The organism is Mucilaginibacter sp. 21P (genome assembly GCF_019331605.1).
Lineage (GTDB): Bacteria > Bacteroidota > Bacteroidia > Sphingobacteriales > Sphingobacteriaceae > Mucilaginibacter > Mucilaginibacter achroorhodeus.
In genome coordinates, this window is the sequence record NZ_CP063061.1 from 2,992,506 (window position 1) to 3,009,053 (window position 16,548).

Genomic DNA, 16,548 nt, shown 5'->3' on the forward strand with positions numbered 1-16,548 from the left:
ATAAATTTGTATGCAAATAGAAATATAACTATTGAACTTTCAAAAATAAATGAAAGTAAATTCCGATTTTCATATTAAATTTTTGTAATATTTCCAACTATACTTGCGGCTGATTGTAGTTAATTAAACCATCCACCGCTAATGAATCGCCTTGCCAACGCTACTTCGCCATATCTTTTGCAGCACGCCAATAACCCGGTCGACTGGTATCCGTGGGGGCCTGAGGCTTTGCAAAAAGCCAGAGATGAGAACAAACTGATACTGGTGAGCATTGGCTACTCGGCATGCCACTGGTGCCACGTAATGGAGCACGAAAGCTTTGAGGACGAAGGCGTGGCCGCGCTGATGAACGAGTACTTTGTATGTATAAAGGTTGACCGTGAAGAGCGCCCGGATATCGACCAGATCTACATGAGCGCCGTGCAATTGATGAGCGGCAGGGGAGGGTGGCCGCTCAATTGTATATGCCTGCCGGATCAGCGGCCTATCTATGGCGGTACTTATTTTCGCAAAAACGACTGGGCATCACTACTGTTGAACCTTGCCGATTTTTTTAAAACCAAGCCCGAAGAAGCGGAAGATTACGCTGTGCGACTAACCGAGGGCATCAAACAGTACGAATCTGTGCCATTTATTGAGCAAACAGCCGAGTATGGTAAAGATATGCTGGAGCCCATCATGGCCAACTGGCGAAGGTATATTGACCCGGTTGAAGGTGGCTTTGGCGGTGCACCAAAATTCCCGATGCCGGCCAACTGGATCTTCCTGATGCGGTATGCACATCTGATGAAAGATAGCGGTATTGCAGAAAACGTTAAACTTACCCTAAAAAAAATGGCTCATGGTGGCATCTATGACCACATCGGCGGCGGCTTTGCACGTTACGCTGTGGATGGTGTTTGGCACGTGCCACATTTCGAGAAAATGCTGTATGATAATGGCCAGTTGCTGAGCCTTTATGCCGAAGCGTACACCTGGAACGCTAATCCGCTTTATGCTGAAATCACTGATGAGATCATCGGTTTTGTAAAACGCGAACTCACATCATCACAAAACGGTTTTTACTCGGCGCTTGATGCTGACAGCGAAGGCAAAGAAGGTAAGTTCTATATTTTTACTCAGAACGAATTAGCTGAAATTTTAGGCGATGATGCGCCGGTATTTAATTCATACTACCACGTAACTGAAGAAGGTAACTGGGAAGAGGAGCAAAGCAATGTGTTCTTCCGTAAGGAAGATGAAGAAGCCATTGCAGCACAATTTGACATTACCACCGAGGAGTTACACACCCGTTTAAATGCAGCCAAACAAAAAGTATTTGACGCCCGCAGCAAACGCGTACGGCCGGGTTTGGATAACAAGATCCTGGCATCATGGAACGGTTTGATGTTAAAAGGCCTGTGCGATGCTTACCGCGCTTTTGCCAAACCAGAGTATTTGGAGCTGGCGTTACAGAATGCTGACTTCATTGCTAAGAATCTTATTTTCGGCGCAAAAATCAGTCGCGTTTACAATCCCCAGACTACCGAAGGTGTTGCATTTCTTGATGACAATGCAAATGTTGCTGACGCCTTTATTGCGTTATATGAAGTAACGTTTAATGAGAATTGGATCATCCAGGCCCAGAAGCTTACAGATTATGCTTTACAACATTTTTACAATGCAGAAGGCGGCATATTCTTTTACACTGCTGACAATGACGAACAGCTTATAGCCCGTAAATCAGAGATAATGGATGGCGTTATACCGGCATCAAATTCGGTAATGGCGCGTAATCTTAAAAAACTCGGGTTGCTGTTTGATAACGAAGGCTACCTTGAAGTTTCAGCGCAAATGCTGCGCAACATTGTGCCTCATCTGGCTAAGTATGGCACCGCTTACCCTAACTGGACGATCCTTTTACTTGATGAGATTTTCGGTCTTAATGAGGTTGCCATAACCGGCCCGGATCATGAGAATATACGCAGACAATTTGAACAGCAATACATACCAAATAAGGTTATGCTGGGCGGCCAAACTGGCACACTTCCGCTGTTAGATGGCCGGCTTGGTGACACCACAAGAATATTTGTCTGTAAAGACAGAACTTGCGGTTTGCCTGCCAACACTGTGGCTGATGCATTAAAACAAATAGCCGGCTAATTAGTATTTATAATAAATAGGCGGGTTAAAAAAAAATTAGCACCTTGCCGCAAAATTATCAATAAATGAAAATTCAACCACAACACGTAGTGTCACTAACATACGATCTGTATGTAAATAAAGAGGACGGTGAAGAAGGACTTGTAGAAAGCGCAACACAGGAACAGCCGCTTACATTTTTATTTGGCGCAGGCCAGATGATCCCCAAATTTGAAGAAAATTTAAGTACGCTATCAACCGGTGACACTTATGATTTCCATATATCAGCACAGGATGGTTACGGCGAGTACGACCAGGAAGCTGTGGCAAACCTGCCAAAAGAAATGTTTGAGGGCCAGGGTGCAGATCTACCGCAAGTAGGCGAAGTATTGCCTTTGCAGGATAACAACGGCAACCGTTTTCAAGGCCAGGTAGTATCGATCACAGAAGATTCGGTAATTGTTGACCTTAACCACCCAATGGCAGGCCAGGAACTGCATTTTAAAGGCGAGATCATCAACGTTCGCCCGGCAACACCGGAAGAACTTTCGCACGGCCATGCACACGGCCCGAATGGTCATCACGATCACTAAAAATTAAACAGAAACGGCGCCTAAAAGGCGCCGTTTCTGTTATTTAGCAAAATCAAGCGTGCCGTTACTATTGAGCACGCATTCGATCATTATCCGGCATGACACAGCTTCACCTTCATAGCTGGCAGGTACAAATACCAGGTCATCAGGATTAGGTAATTTCAAATTCATGCGTATATCATCGATCGACGTTTGCAGCGGTGCGTAGATCAAATGCACTGTGTAATCCGCCAATCTGCCGCCGGGGCTTACTAATAGTTCAACCACCACGTTTACATTAGAATAATCTAAATCGGTAGATGAATATCTCTTTGGCATTTTAAACAATGACACATAAGGCAGATATCCATAATATACGCCGCCTATACGCAACGGTTTATTTACCCTTGGGTTGGCCACTTTAACAGTATCAAATGTCCGGTCTACAAAATAATGGATGTTGGAAGTAGTATCTTCCTGCGCTTCGTAAACAAACTGGTTCTTATCAAAATTGTAGCTCTGCACAACTGTGCCTCTGTTATTATAAAACTGCCATAATCCCACCCGCTTATTATCCTTATAAGCACCGTTAGCCAAAGCAATCTTCTTTTTGTAAAGAGCCTGGTACATGCCCTGGCGGGTATGCCCGTCGCCTGATACATGATATACTTCTGAAACGTTGTTAGTAAGCCGTTTTGTGACCTTCGTGGTTTCCTGTGCTGAAACCCTGAGCGAAAAAGCTGTAAATAATAAACAGATAAATTTTAGATAACGCATTTAGGCTATATTTATTTAATTAACCGCGCAGAACGTATTTATGTTCTTTAGCGGTGCGGTAAATTTATAAGCTTCTTTAAATATTTGGTGGCAGAAATCAATTTTGTTCGACGGTTACCGATCAATCTCTGTTTCGTCCGCGACGCCCGCCACCAAAACTACCCCGGCCGCCTTGTCTGCCTGCAAATTTTTGCAATCGCATGGTGAAAGATAACATAAAATATCTGCCTAAACGATTGCTCCTAGTATCGATGATCTGGTTGCCTGATACCACCCTCAATACGCCCGTGTTTTGGTTAAACAGGTCAAAAGCCTGGAAACGCAAAGCGGCCAAGTGATTTTTAAGGAACTGATACTCCACATATGTACTAAGCAGGGTAGGGTTTGCTTTAACTGTAGCGCTGAACCCTTTGTTGATGGTTTGTGTTAAATTGTAGCCTAATACAAAATTATTAAAGAAATAGTTACGCCCGTCAAGACCCAATGTCCAGGTTTTAGCGTCGGTATTAATTGATGAGGGTAAACTGTACCTTGTGGAGTTGATGCTGTAGTTTCCGCTTACCTCGGTATCCATCAGGCTGTCAATATCTATCCGAAGCTTTGCCCCCTGATTAAAGACCCAATTCTTACCCTCATTACGCTGGCCTTCAATAAAATTAATATTGTTATTAAAACTTGCTCCACCGTTTAATGTAGCGGTAAATTTCCTGTTGGCAAACGGTTTTGAGAATGAATAATTACCATTTGCACTGTAGTAACCGCCGGTATTTAAGTAGCGCGTCTCTTGTACAAAACGCGTGGTATCAATACCAGTACCTGTTATAGGCTGTGTGTTGGTCACTATCTTGTTTTGTGTTTTGTTGAACGAGAGATTAGCGAATAAAGCATCACCGCTTGCTATATCAAATTGATTATATCGCAACGCGATGTTGTTGCTAAACTCCGGCTTAAGGTTGGGGTTACCGTAAACCCGGTTCTGCGGATTGGAAAAATCGGGCTGCAGTTGCAATTGTGTAAAACTTGGCTGGTTGTTACTTCCGGAGTAGTTTATGGAAAGCGTGTGGTTACGTTTGAAATTGTAAATAAACCTTGCGGTGGGTATCAAATTAAACGTGTTGGTTGTAGTAGTGAAATTATGTGACTCGCCTGTAAGTGTAGCGGGTTGTACCGCCATCCCTATGGTATAATTATACTTAGTTTTTACACCTCGTAAATTAAGCCCAAATTTATTAGTAGTGAATTGGTAATTGTAAAGCGTGCTTAAACTATCTACGTAAGTTTGCGTACCGGTTTGCGGGTCTATGCGATAGTTATAGCGGTTATTATCTGTATTGTTGCGGCTAAAAGCATAATTGCCTTCTAAAAAAGTAGTTTTACCCAACGGCTCAATGTAGCTTAAATTAACAACCACCCTTGAGCTTTGATTATCAGTATTTATCTGCTGAAACAACGGTGTTACAATAGTATCCTGCCTGGTGGTATACTGGTCACTAAGGCCCTGGTCTGTTTTAGAAAAACTTAGACTGGTGTTGATGCTGAAGTTGCGGCCCTTCTTTTTAAACTTGTGATTATACAAAACGCTAACACCGCCATTGGGCGATTTAGCATTGGTGAGTGCAAGTTCATTACCGTTTATTACCCTGCCATTACGGGTGTTGGTAAATACATCGGTAGTATTATCGTTAGAGCTGCTGTAAAAGAAATTTGGATTTATCTTTAGGTAGTTGGCTGTATCAATCCGATATTCGATATTGAAATCAAACCTGTGGTTAACGGTGTTGTTGCGGCCAATAGTGTTATCATCGTTTAACAAGGCACCACTCTGAAAAAGGTTTTGCGTTTGCGAAGTGTTGGTGATCAGCCTGTCGCGGTCAGAAAAACTGTAGCTACCATAAGCGGTAACTTTTTTGCCCCACTCATCGCGGTAATTAAAGCCTAAAGAGCGGTTTGTAGTAACACCGTTTGCTGTGCTAACGCCGCCTGAAGAACCGCCGCCGCCTGCACGACCACCGCTGCCGCCCTGCGCACCTAAATTAAATGAATTGGTATTGGTGTTATTCCAGGTACCAATTACCGATACTTGTCGATCTTCCTTAAAAGCGTTGGCTGATAATCGGGCAAGATAGCGGTCATCATTACCCGCACCAACCGTGGCCTGGCCAAACTTGCCGGTTCGCTTGCCTTTTTGGATAGTGATGTTCAATATTTTATCAGGGTCTCCTGTTTTAATGCCGGTTAAATTTGCCTGGTCACCGTAATCATCAATAACCTGTATGTTCTCAACAATATTGGCAGGCAGGTTTTGCGTTGCCGTTTGCACATCTCCACTAAAATAATCTTTACCGTTTACCCGTACTTTGGTTACTTGCTTGCCATGCGCCGTAACATTTCCATCTTTATCTACTGAAACGCCCGGCAATTTTTTCAAAACATCCTCAACCGGCGAACCTTCACGTACCTTGTAAGCCGACGCTTTGTATTCAACTGTATCTTCTTTAATGGTGATCGGGTTTACAGCTACAATATTAACCGCCTGCAAAAAGTTAAGCTGTACTTTAAGTTTGATGGGGTCCAACACCACCGGTCCTGTAGCGTTATCCATTACATACTTACGAGTAATTGTTTGATAACCAATTCCACTAATAGTTACACTGAAGTTTTTGCTGCCAACCGTAGGGAAATTAAATTTGCCATTTACATCACTTACCGTCGCTACGCTGTCTTTACCTGCTTTTAACTTAACAGTGACACCGGGTACTGCACCCAAACTATCTATAACGCCACCCATCACTGCACGCGGAACTTCCTTCTGGGCAAAGGTTTTTGTAGTAATAAAACATATTGCCAACAGCAGTAGGTATTTGAACATAGTAATAATTGTAGGTTTTGATTTTACATGACATAATAGATTTGCGGAAGTTTAACAGATCGCGCAATGTCATACAATTGTTGCAATTAGGTAGACATTTTTATGACAATTTAATTATTTATTAAAAATTTTAAAGCTATTTGAAAACTAAACCATATCTTCCATCCGTATATCCCTATAACCCCAATTAATTAACTAATCCCAATTTAATGGCTTTTATACATGATGTGCTCGAAGCACCATCTTACGGTTGGAAAAACGCTGATGGCGAATTGTCAAAACCCACTCAGAAACAACTCCTCCGGGAATTTTTATCGCGGATAAACATTTTTAAGGATAAAAAAAATTGGTTGTCGTTCACCGCGTGGATGATGGTTGTCGCATTATCACCTTTTTTATACTTCTTCATATTCGAGTATTTTAGTGTATCCAGATTGATCATTGCTTTTGTATACAGCATGATGGTGATGGGTACACATGGCACCATTTGGTACCACCGGTACTGTACGCATGGCGCTTATAAATTTCGCAACAATTTCTGGCGTTTTGTTACGCAAAACTTAACGCTTAAGATTATTCCTGAGGAGATCTATGCCATTTCTCACCATGTGCATCACGCCCTTTCAGATACTCCCGGTGATCCTTATAACGCACAAGGTGGTTTTTTATATTGCTTTCTGGCTGATGCAAATCACCAACCCGTAAATCGCAACCTTACAGAGAAGCATTTTGAGCGTTGTATCAAATTAATGAAACACACCGGTGTAACAACCAATACCTACAAGCAGTACCAAAAATGGGGCTCTATAGCTAATCCGCTACATATGATAGTTGGCGTAATAGCCAATTGGGCATTTTGGTTTGCAGTGTTTTATTTGTTAGGAGGTATCGGTTTGGTTTGTGCGATATTTGGTGCAGCAGGTGTTTGGGCAGTAGGTGTACGTACATTTAATTACGAAGGCCACGGCAAAGGCGATGATAAACGCCGCGAAGGTGTAGACTATAACACGAAGGATATGTCTATTAACCAGGTATGGCCTGGTATTGTAGCTGGCGAATGGCACAATAACCATCATTTATACCCTAAGAGCGCACGTTCTGGTTTCAAACCGTACCAGGTAGATAGCGCGTGGTATTATATTAAATTTATGAGCCTTATAGGCGCTGTAACTCATTACCATGATGCTAAGGCCCAATTTTATAAAGATTATGTCAGGCCTGATATAAAGGCTATTGTTGAGCCTGCTTATTGTCCCCTTACCGGTGAGAAGTTACTGCTGACTGAATAGACACTTAATCTGAAATATTATACAAAAAAGCACGCCTTTAAAGCGTGCTTTTTTGTATAAAAAAATGTTTAAGCGCTTTTTTATCAAATGAAATGATAACTTAGTAAATCCAATTTATTAAGCCCAATAGCTAATGTCATCTTCAAAGGTTTACTTACTTGCGGTAACGCTGGTGAACATACTTGTTGCTACAAGTGTTTTTGCACAGCCGGCACCTGGTGTTTTCCAGGGAAGTACAAACGTTGGCTCGCCTAAACGTAAAGGTACTGTTGTTTATCAAACTGCCTTACAGCAATATAAAGTAAGCGGTGCGGGTGACAATATGTGGTTTGGTAAAGATGAATTACATTTTGTTTGGAGACAGGTAAAGGGAGATTTTATCCTCAGAACAAACGTCTCATTCTTAGGCAAAGGAGCCGAAGCTCATCGTAAAATGGGTTTAATGGTTCGTAGTTCGCTTAAGCCTGCTTCCGCACATGCAAGTGCGGTAGTGCATGGCGATGGTCTCACCTCACTTCAGTATCGAAAATTAGATGGCGATAGCACCCGCGAACAGAAACTAACGGTGACTGGCGCAGATGTTATACAATTAGAGAGAAGAGGCAACACCTACACCATGTCGGCCACCCGTAATGGCAATGTATTTGGTGCCGATGAAAAGGTTGAACTTAACCTTGGCGATGAGGTTTATGTGGGGCTGTTTGTATGCTCGCATAATGCAAACGTAACAGAAACGGCAGTTTTTAATAATGTGAGAATTGTTAAGCCGGCACCGGCTGATATGGTGGCATACAAGCAATATCTGGGCAGCAACATCGAGGTCTTAGATCTCAACACCAAAAATAGCCGCGTGGTTTATCAATCGCCAAAATCGCTGCAGGCACCTAACTGGACAGTAGATAACAAGTCGCTAATTTATAACAGTGAGGGCACGCTTTACAAATTTGATATTGCAACAAGTACCCCCAGGGCGCTGAACACCGATCCTGCCAAAAATAACAACAACGATCATGTGCTATCTTTCGACGGGAAGTGGCTAACTATCAGTAGTAACGATGGTGCCTCATCAATAGGTTATGTGGTGCCCACTAATGGGGGCAAGGCCCGCCGAGTAACACAGTTGGGCAAGGGAGCATCATACATGCATGGCTGGTCGCCCGATGGTAAATACCTGGTTTTTTGCGGCGAACGTAATAAAGAATTTGACGTGTACCGCATACCTGTTACCGGCGGCACAGAAGAGCGGCTCACCACCACACCAGGATTGGACGATGGCCCCGAGTATACTCCGGATGGCAAATACATCTACTTTAACTCCGTGCGAAGCGGCCAGATGCAGATATGGCGAATGAAAGCTGATGGCTCAGAGCAAACACAGATAACTAATGACGATTACAATAACTGGTTCCCGCATGTTTCGCCAGACGGGAAATGGATCGTATTTATTACCTTCCTTAAAAATGAAGTTGCACCCGGCGACCATCCATTTTACAAACACGTTTACATCCGTAAAATGCCTGTAAGCGGTGGCCCGGTTACAGTGATGGCCTATTTGTACGGCGGGCAGGGCACAATCAATACGCCTTCATGGTCTCCTGATAGCAAGCGGATAGCTTTTGTAAGCAATACCGATCTGCTGTTCCCAGTTTATCCCATCAGTAAAAATTGAACAATCAACTAATCTCTAATAACATGACATCATCCAGAAGGACTTTCTTAAAAAACAGCGCCGTAGCCGTAGCAGCAACAGCACTGATGCCGAAAAACCTTTTTGCCGAACCCGCAAAAATGCAGCGGGTAGGTTTACAGCTTTATTCTGTTCGCGATGCAATGAGCAAGGAACCGCTGCCAACGTTAAAAAAACTGGCGGATATGGGTTACACGCAAGTGGAACATGCCAATTACATAGATCGTAAGTTTTACGGCTGGAGTGCCAAGGATTTTAAAAAAGTGCTGGACGATCTTGGCCTGCAAATGCCAAGCGGCCACACGGTAATGTTGCCGAGCCACTGGGATCCTGCTACCAATGATTTTACCGATGCGTGGAAAGCAACTGTTGAAGATGCAGCCTACATGGGCCAAAAGTTTGTGATAAGCCCATGGATGGACGAGAAGGTAAGGCATGATACAGAGCTGTTAAAACGTACCATGGATCAGTTTAACAAAAGCGGTGAACTGTGCCAGAAGTACAACATGAAGTTTGGTTATCATAATCATGATTTTGAGTTTACCACCATGGTAGGTGATATACGCTTGTTCGATTACATTATGCAAAACACCGATCCGGATAAGGTTTCGCAACAATTAGATATTGGTAACATGTATGGCCGTGAGAATAATGCAATCTCCCTGCTTCAAAAATATCCCGGCCGCTTCGTTTCTATGCACGTTAAGGACGAGATCAAAAGCGCCACCAAAACAGAAGGAACAGGTTATGAAAGCACCATTTTAGGTAAGGGCGTATTACCGGTAAAGGAAACTTTGAAGGTAGCCAAAAACATAGGCGGAACGGTTTATCTGATCATTGAGCAGGAGAGCTATCAGGGTATCGATCCGTTAGAGTGTGTAAAAATTGATTTACAAACCATGAAAAAATGGGGATATTAAGGAGTAAACGCTACCTTAAAGCCCTGAAACCATATCAGTCACAATTATAAACGCTAATTACATTGAACTTAGATATGAACCGGCGCGCGGCTATCCGTAATATGGCTCTGATATTAGGAGGTGCCATTGTATTGCCATCATGTTTGCATGATGACAAAGGGAAAGCGATAGTTGAACTCGAACGCCTTAAAATAGATGCTGAGCAGGAAAAGCTGGTTAACAGCCTTACCCAAACCATTTTACCAAAAACAGATACCCCCGGCGCTGCCGAATTGGGCATTAACCTGTTTGTATTTAAAATGATGGATGATTGCGCAAGCAAAGAGCAGCAGGCAGATTTTATAACAGGCCTTAAAACCTTTGCTGATGAGGCTAAAAACCAAATGAACAAAGCTTTCGCCGATGGTACCGACCAGGAGCGCACTGCTTTTGTACAATCGGTTGAAAAGCAAAGCACAGACAAAAACTTTAAGGACGATGGCAAACTGATGGCCTTTTATCAAATGGTAAAGGGGCAAACCATATTTGGCTACACCACCTCAAAGTTTTTTATGACCAAGCAAGTGGTTTATGAACTGGTACCCGGCAGGTACAACGCAATGTACCCTGCAAGCAAAGCAACAGCATAGTAATGGCAAACTTAAATATAGATACCATAAAAGAGCGTACGTTCGATGCCATTGTTATAGGCTCGGGTATGAGTGGCGGTTGGGCTGCCAAAGAGTTTACTGGTAAAGGCCTTAAAACTTTGGTTTTAGAACGTGGCCGCGATGTAAAGCATTTAAAGGATTATCCAACCACTAATCTGTACCCATGGGAGTTTCCGCACCATGGCGTTGTACCAAACGAAATACAAAAAGCTAACCCCATAGTTAACCGTTGTTATGCTTTTGGTGAGGATGCTATGCATTTTTTTGTAAAGGATGCCGAGCACCCTTATGTGCAGGAAAAACCCTTCGATTGGATCCGCGGGTATCAAACCGGTGGTAAATCACTATTGTGGGCACGCCAAACCCAGCGCTGGAGTGATTTTGACTTTGAAGGCCCTGCGCGCGATGGTTTTGCTGTAGACTGGCCTATTCGTTACGCGGATATTGCGCCATGGTATAGCTACGTAGAAAAGTTTGCAGGCATATCAGGTAACCGCGATGGCCTGGCAGAATTACCTGATGGTGAATTTTTGCCGGCTTTCCCGTTAAATGCGGTTGAAACCTATTTTAGCAATCACCTTAAAAAGAACTACAAAGGCAGGCACGTAATAAGTGCACGATGTGCGCATTTATCAAAACCCAACCAGATCCACTTGGATCAGGGTCGTGGTCAATGCCAGGAGCGTACACTTTGCCAGCGCGGTTGCCCGTTCGGTGGATATTTCAGTGCAAATTCATCAACCATACCCTGGGCATTAAAAACCGGCTTGTGTACGTTAAGGCCGCATTCTGTTGTTGAGTCTATCATTTATGATGACAAGAAAGGCAAAGCTACGGGTGTGCGTGTTATTGATGCGCAAACCAAAGAAGCCATAGAGTACTATGCACCGGTAATATTTGTAAATGCCGCAGCATTAAATAGTAACCTGATATTGCTTAATTCCAGATCAAGCCGTTTCCCTAACGGTTTGGGAAATGATAGTGGTACGCTGGGTAAATATGTGGCATTCCACAACTATTCGGCACACATTAATGCAGAATATGATGGTGCTAAGGAATGGACCACAGATGGTCGTAACCCCGCTGGTGGTGGTTACATACCACGCTTCAGGAATCTGCATAAACAAGAAACAAATTATCTAAGAGGTTATGCGGCCGGCTTTTATGCTTACCGCGGCCGCCTGCAGAGCGGTGAAGGCATAGGTGAGGACTTAAAGAAAAACCTGGTTAACAAAGAACTTGGCGGCTGGCAGGTTGGTTCGCACATGATGGGCGAGACCATCCCTAAAGAAAGTAATTACGTTGCGTTAGATAAAAGCCTTAAAGATCCGTGGGGAATCCCGCAATTGAAGATCTCGGTAGATTACGACGACAACGACGAAAAAATGAAGAAGGACTACATCGAGCAGATGACAGAAATGTTTACCTCGGCAGGGTTCAAAAATATAAGACCCGGGACGGATCATCGCGCGCCTGGTTTAGATATCCACGAAATGGGAGGGGTACGTATGGGTAAAGACCCTAAAACGTCAATGCTTGATAAATGGCATCGTTTGCATGCTTGCCCTAACGTATACGTAACAGATGGTGCCAGCATGACCTCAACATCATGCCAGAATCCGTCTCTTACTTATATGGCTTTTACCGCACGCGCAGTAGACCATGCAGTAGGAGAGATGAAGAAGGGAAATCTTTCTTAGTCAGCAGTTGCCAGCAGGCAGTTTACAGGGTTAAAATGACTGCTGCAAACTGCAAACCAAAAACTGCAAACTAACAGATGTAATGTGTGAAAAAAACACAATGGATAATGCTTGTAAAATTAATTTTATTCATACATTAGGCGAGACAACCAATTGTTAAAACTAAAATAAACGCTATACTTATTATGTCTAATAACACTTATGACGCGATAGTCATTGGTTCAGGTATCTCCGGCGGCTGGGCCGCCAAGGAACTGACTGAGAAGGGTTTAAAAACCATCATGTTGGAGCGTGGTAAAAACATAGAACACATTAAAGACTATGTTAATGCCAATAAGGCACCATGGGAATTTGAACACCGTGGCGGTCGCACGCAAAAAATGATAGAGGATTATCCCGTACTAAAACGCGATTACCCTCTGAATGAAACCAACCTTGACTATTGGACCAACGAGAAAGAAAGCCCGTACGTTGAAATCAAGCGTTTCGACTGGTTCCGTGGCTATCACGTAGGTGGTCGTTCGTTAATGTGGGGCAGGCAATCATACCGCTGGCACGATACCGACTTTGAAGCAAACGCAAAAGATGGTATCGGTACAGACTGGCCTATCCGTTACAAAGACCTGCATGACTGGTATGGTTACGCAGAGCGTTTTGCCGGTATCTCTGGTAATAAAGATGGCGTTCCAATTCTTCCGGATGGTGATTTTATGCCGCCCATGGAGATGAATGTTATTGAGAAAGACGTTCAAAAACGTTTCAAGGATTTTTATAAAGACGCAAGGCACTTCATCATTGGCCGTACAGCCAATATCACCGTGCCGCATAATAACCGTACAAATTGCCAGTACCGTAACAAATGCTGGTTAGGTTGTCCGTTTGGTGCGTACTTCAGCACGCAATCTGCTACTTTACCTGCAGCTATGGCAACCGGTAATTTAACCGTACGCCCATGGTCAATTGTAACTAAGATCCTTTATGATAAAGACACCAAAAAAGCTAAAGGTGTTGAGATATTGGATGCTGAAACCAATAAAACTTACCAGTACTTCGCTAAGATCGTTTTCGTTAACGCATCTGCACTAAACAGTGCATGGGTGTTAATGAACTCTGCTACCGATGTTTGGGAAGGTGGTTTGGGCAGCAGCAGCGGCCAGCTTGGTCATAACCTGATGGATCACCACTTAGGTGTTGGTGCGGGTGGCCGTATCGAAGGCTTTGAAGACAAATACTACTTTGGCCGTCGTGCTAATGGTATCTATATCCCTCGTTACCGTAACTTAAACGGCGAGAAACGCGATTATATCCGCGGATTTGGTTACCAGGGTGGCGGCAGTCGCCAAAACTGGAGCCGCGACATTGCAGAGCTCAATATCGGTGGTGCATTTAAAGATGCATTATCAGAACCAGGCAGCTGGAACTTTGGTATGGGTGGTTTCGGTGAAACGCTTCCTTATCACGAGAACCGCGTATTCCTGGACAAAGAGAAAAAAGACAAGTGGGGTTTACCTGTATTGGCAATTGACGCTGAGTGTAAGGATAACGAGCGCAAAATGCGCATCGATATGATGAACGATGCGAAAGAGATGCTTGAGAACGCAGGTGTTAAAGACGTACAGACTTATACAACTGAGCCGGTATTAGGCCGTGGTATCCACGAAATGGGTACCGCACGTATGGGCCGCGATCCAAAATCATCGGTTCTTAACGAATGGAACCAGGTTTGGGATGCCAAAAACGTATTTGTTACAGATGGTGCTGCAATGGCATCAGCTGCTTGCCAAAACCCATCGCTTACATACATGGCACTTACAGCACGCGCTGCAAACCATGCCGTTGAAGAGCTTAAAAAGGGTAATATTTAATACAGTATTGAAATTCGACTACCAATGACTGAAAAAAAAGAAACAACTACGAACAGCGCCTCGAGAAGGGATTTCCTTAAATCCACATCAGTGGCTGCTGCCGGTTTAATGATCGTACCACGCCACGTGCTGGGCGGCAAAGGCTTTACCGCACCAAGCGATATGCTCAATGTTGCCGGTATTGGTGCTGGCGGTAAAGGTGAAAGTGACATTGCTAATTTTGCAAAAAGCGGTAAAGCAAATATTGCTTATCTGTGTGACGTCGACGACCGCCAGGCTGCAAAGTCAAGGGCATCGTTCCCTAAAGCCAAATACGTTAAAGACTGGCGCGAGCTTTTAGAAAAAGATCATAAGAATTTCGATGCTGTATCAGTATCTACCCCAGATCACAATCATGCTATCATAGCATACCATGCCATGCAATTGGGTAAACACGTTTACGTGCAAAAACCACTAACGCATGATATCTGGGAAGCACGTTTGCTGACCGAGGCTGCTAAAAAATTTAAGGTAGTTACTCAAATGGGTAACCAGGGTGCATCAAACGATGGTACCCGCTTAATGGCAGAGTGGTATGATGCAGGACTTATTGGTGATGTAGATACTATTTACTGCTGGACAAACCGCCCAGTATGGCCACAAGGTATTAAATGGCCTGATCCAAGCCAGAACATCCCTAAAGAGCTTGACTGGAATCTTTGGTTAGGTACTGCACCTCACAAAGATTATGTTGAGAAATTGGTTCCGTTCAACTGGCGCGGCTGGTGGGATTACGGCACAGGTGCATTAGGCGATATGGGTTGCCACCTTGTTGAAGCTCCGTTCCGCGTATTAGGTTTACAGTATGTTAAAGACGTACAGGCCAGCGTGGGTAGCGTTTATGTAGATTCCTTTAGAAAAGGTAGCTTCCCTGAGAGCTGCCCGCCATCAAGCCATATTACGTTAACTTTCCCTAAAACTGCCAAAACCAAAGGTGATGTTACGCTTCACTGGATGGACGGCGGTATACAGCCGGAGCGACCTGACGAGCTTGGCCCTAACGAAAAATGGGGTGGCGAAGAAGGTAACGGTACCTTGTTCATTGGTAGTAAAGGTAAAATGTACGCAAGCACTTATTCTGATGCGGCTACCCTGCTACCAAAAGAACGCACCAAGGATGCGAAAGCGCCTCAGAAATACAAACGTGTTCCTGGTGGTGCAAATGGTCACTATGCACAGTGGGTAGAGGCAGCTATAGCCGGTTATGGTAAAATGGAAGTAAGTTCTCCATTTGAAGTTGCAGGCCCGCTTACCGAGGCTTTGCTGATGGCTAACCTTGCGGTTCGTGGTCATGACCTTAAAGGTGGCGCGTTCAAATACACATGGGATAACAAAGCCATGAAGGTTACCAACTTTGACGATGTTAACCAGTACGTTAAACGCCAGTACCCTGCGGGTTTTGAGCTAAAAGCGTAATAATTAATACAATTAAAAACATTAACTCATTAATTCTATAAAACAATGAATAGAAGAGACGCGATAAGCAGAGTGGGTTTGATACTGGGCGGTGCCGTTATCGGAGCCGAGTTCTTCGTGTCAGGCTGTAAGTCAGGCGGATCGGTAAATACCGACGACCTGTTTAATGCAGATACTACGGCCTACATGGATGAAATAGCAGAAACCATTTTGCCTGAAACCTCAACCCCGGGTGCTAAAGCAGCAAAAGTGGGTGCATTTATGGCCGTTATGGTACGCGATTGTTATACCGATGACGACCAAAAGATCTTCAAAAAAGGTTTAAAAGACCTTAATGATGCATCAAGCAAAAAGTACAACAAAAGCTTCATGGAGGCCGATGCAAAACAACGTACAGAATTGCTTACCCAGTTAGACAAAGAGGCTAAGGATTACAACAAAAATAAAAAGCCTGAAGATCCTAACCATTACTTCAGCATGATCAAACAGCTTACACTGTTGGGTTACTTTACCTCAGAGCCGGGCGCAACAAAGGCGCTTAGATATGTACCTGTACCGGGCAAATACATTGGCGATTATCCATACAAAAAAGGTGATAAGGCCTGGGCTTTATCATAAAAAATACGTTTACATTTGAACATCA

13 protein-coding genes and 1 pseudogene are annotated in these 16,548 nt (G+C 43.8%); 11 read left to right on the forward strand and 3 right to left on the reverse strand.

What is annotated here, in order from left to right; all coding sequences use genetic code 11:
- Nucleotides 1-141 precede the first annotated feature (141 nt).
- Entirely contained in the window at nucleotides 142-2,142 is a 2,001-nt protein-coding gene (locus INP83_RS13455; protein WP_219124648.1) for a thioredoxin domain-containing protein, read from the forward strand.
- A gap of 65 nt (nucleotides 2,143-2,207) precedes the next feature.
- Complete coding sequence (locus INP83_RS13460) at nucleotides 2,208-2,714, forward strand: peptidylprolyl isomerase (RefSeq protein WP_219124649.1); 507 nt, start codon at nucleotides 2,208-2,210, stop codon at nucleotides 2,712-2,714.
- Between the two features lie 39 nt (nucleotides 2,715-2,753).
- Here the strand turns inward: INP83_RS13460 and INP83_RS13465 are convergent, their stop codons facing one another.
- Nucleotides 2,754-3,470, reverse strand: coding sequence for a hypothetical protein (locus tag INP83_RS13465; protein ID WP_219124650.1), 717 nt, complete (start codon nucleotides 3,468-3,470; stop codon nucleotides 2,754-2,756).
- Nucleotides 3,471-3,591: 121 nt separating this feature from the next.
- A complete protein-coding gene (locus INP83_RS13470) occupies nucleotides 3,592-5,790 on the reverse strand; it encodes an outer membrane beta-barrel protein (protein ID WP_370630620.1) in 2,199 nt (732 codons plus the stop codon).
- A 178-nt stretch (nucleotides 5,791-5,968) separates the two neighbouring features.
- Here INP83_RS13470 and INP83_RS21410 point away from each other — a divergent pair, with 178 nt between their 5' ends.
- Nucleotides 5,969-6,097 carry a hypothetical protein gene (locus INP83_RS21410; protein ID WP_370630621.1) on the forward strand — a complete coding sequence of 43 codons (129 nt, stop codon included), beginning with the start codon at nucleotides 5,969-5,971 and terminating at the stop codon, nucleotides 6,095-6,097.
- Here the strand turns inward: INP83_RS21410 and INP83_RS21415 are convergent.
- Nucleotides 6,064-6,339, reverse strand: a pseudogene (locus tag INP83_RS21415) (carboxypeptidase regulatory-like domain-containing protein); the annotation flags it as partial. The gene INP83_RS21410 and the pseudogene INP83_RS21415 sit on opposite strands and share 34 nt — an antisense overlap.
- A gap of 209 nt (nucleotides 6,340-6,548) precedes the next feature.
- Between INP83_RS21415 and INP83_RS13475 the strand changes: the two are divergent.
- The 8 genes from INP83_RS13475 (at nucleotide 6,549) to INP83_RS13510 (ending at nucleotide 16,523) form a co-directional block, all read left to right on the forward strand.
- Nucleotides 6,549-7,628, forward strand: coding sequence for a fatty acid desaturase (locus INP83_RS13475; RefSeq protein WP_146272112.1), 1,080 nt, complete (start codon nucleotides 6,549-6,551; stop codon nucleotides 7,626-7,628).
- A gap of 133 nt (nucleotides 7,629-7,761) precedes the next feature.
- The gene (locus INP83_RS13480) at nucleotides 7,762-9,297 is read left to right on the forward strand and encodes a DUF5050 domain-containing protein (protein WP_219124652.1); all 1,536 of its coding nucleotides are present in this window, start codon (nucleotides 7,762-7,764) and stop codon (nucleotides 9,295-9,297) included.
- Nucleotides 9,298-9,320: 23 nt separating this feature from the next.
- Nucleotides 9,321-10,235 carry a TIM barrel protein gene (locus INP83_RS13485; RefSeq protein WP_219124653.1) on the forward strand — a complete coding sequence of 305 codons (915 nt, stop codon included), beginning with the start codon at nucleotides 9,321-9,323 and terminating at the stop codon, nucleotides 10,233-10,235.
- Between the two features lie 74 nt (nucleotides 10,236-10,309).
- A complete protein-coding gene (locus INP83_RS13490) occupies nucleotides 10,310-10,864 on the forward strand; it encodes a gluconate 2-dehydrogenase subunit 3 family protein (protein WP_146272115.1) in 555 nt (184 codons plus the stop codon).
- Between the two features lie 2 nt (nucleotides 10,865-10,866).
- Nucleotides 10,867-12,585, forward strand: coding sequence for a GMC oxidoreductase (locus INP83_RS13495; RefSeq protein WP_219124654.1), 1,719 nt, complete (start codon nucleotides 10,867-10,869; stop codon nucleotides 12,583-12,585).
- 185 nt (nucleotides 12,586-12,770) lie between these two features.
- A complete protein-coding gene (locus INP83_RS13500; RefSeq protein WP_146272117.1) occupies nucleotides 12,771-14,450 on the forward strand; it encodes a GMC oxidoreductase in 1,680 nt (559 codons plus the stop codon).
- 24 nt (nucleotides 14,451-14,474) lie between these two features.
- Entirely contained in the window at nucleotides 14,475-15,905 is a 1,431-nt protein-coding gene (locus INP83_RS13505) for a Gfo/Idh/MocA family protein (RefSeq protein ID WP_146272118.1), read from the forward strand.
- A gap of 45 nt (nucleotides 15,906-15,950) precedes the next feature.
- Nucleotides 15,951-16,523, forward strand: coding sequence for a gluconate 2-dehydrogenase subunit 3 family protein (locus INP83_RS13510; RefSeq protein WP_219124655.1), 573 nt, complete (start codon nucleotides 15,951-15,953; stop codon nucleotides 16,521-16,523).
- Nucleotides 16,524-16,548: the final 25 nt, after the last annotated feature.

Bases quoted from the DNA above. Each gene is read 5' to 3' on its own strand.
- INP83_RS13455 (WP_219124648.1), top strand. From the start codon at position 142: ATGAATCGCCTTGCCAACGCTACTTCGCCATATCTTTTGCAGCACGCC.
- INP83_RS13460 (WP_219124649.1), top strand. From the start codon at position 2,208: ATGAAAATTCAACCACAACACGTAGTGTCACTAACATACGATCTGTAT.
- INP83_RS13465 (WP_219124650.1), bottom strand. From the start codon at position 3,470: ATGCGTTATCTAAAATTTATCTGTTTATTATTTACAGCTTTTTCGCTC.
- INP83_RS21410 (WP_370630621.1), top strand. From the start codon at position 5,969: ATGGTGATCGGGTTTACAGCTACAATATTAACCGCCTGCAAAAAGTTA.
- INP83_RS13475 (WP_146272112.1), top strand. From the start codon at position 6,549: ATGGCTTTTATACATGATGTGCTCGAAGCACCATCTTACGGTTGGAAA.
- INP83_RS13480 (WP_219124652.1), top strand. From the start codon at position 7,762: ATGTCATCTTCAAAGGTTTACTTACTTGCGGTAACGCTGGTGAACATA.
- INP83_RS13485 (WP_219124653.1), top strand. From the start codon at position 9,321: ATGACATCATCCAGAAGGACTTTCTTAAAAAACAGCGCCGTAGCCGTA.
- INP83_RS13490 (WP_146272115.1), top strand. From the start codon at position 10,310: ATGAACCGGCGCGCGGCTATCCGTAATATGGCTCTGATATTAGGAGGT.
- INP83_RS13495 (WP_219124654.1), top strand. From the start codon at position 10,867: ATGGCAAACTTAAATATAGATACCATAAAAGAGCGTACGTTCGATGCC.
- INP83_RS13500 (WP_146272117.1), top strand. From the start codon at position 12,771: ATGTCTAATAACACTTATGACGCGATAGTCATTGGTTCAGGTATCTCC.
- INP83_RS13505 (WP_146272118.1), top strand. From the start codon at position 14,475: ATGACTGAAAAAAAAGAAACAACTACGAACAGCGCCTCGAGAAGGGAT.
- INP83_RS13510 (WP_219124655.1), top strand. From the start codon at position 15,951: ATGAATAGAAGAGACGCGATAAGCAGAGTGGGTTTGATACTGGGCGGT.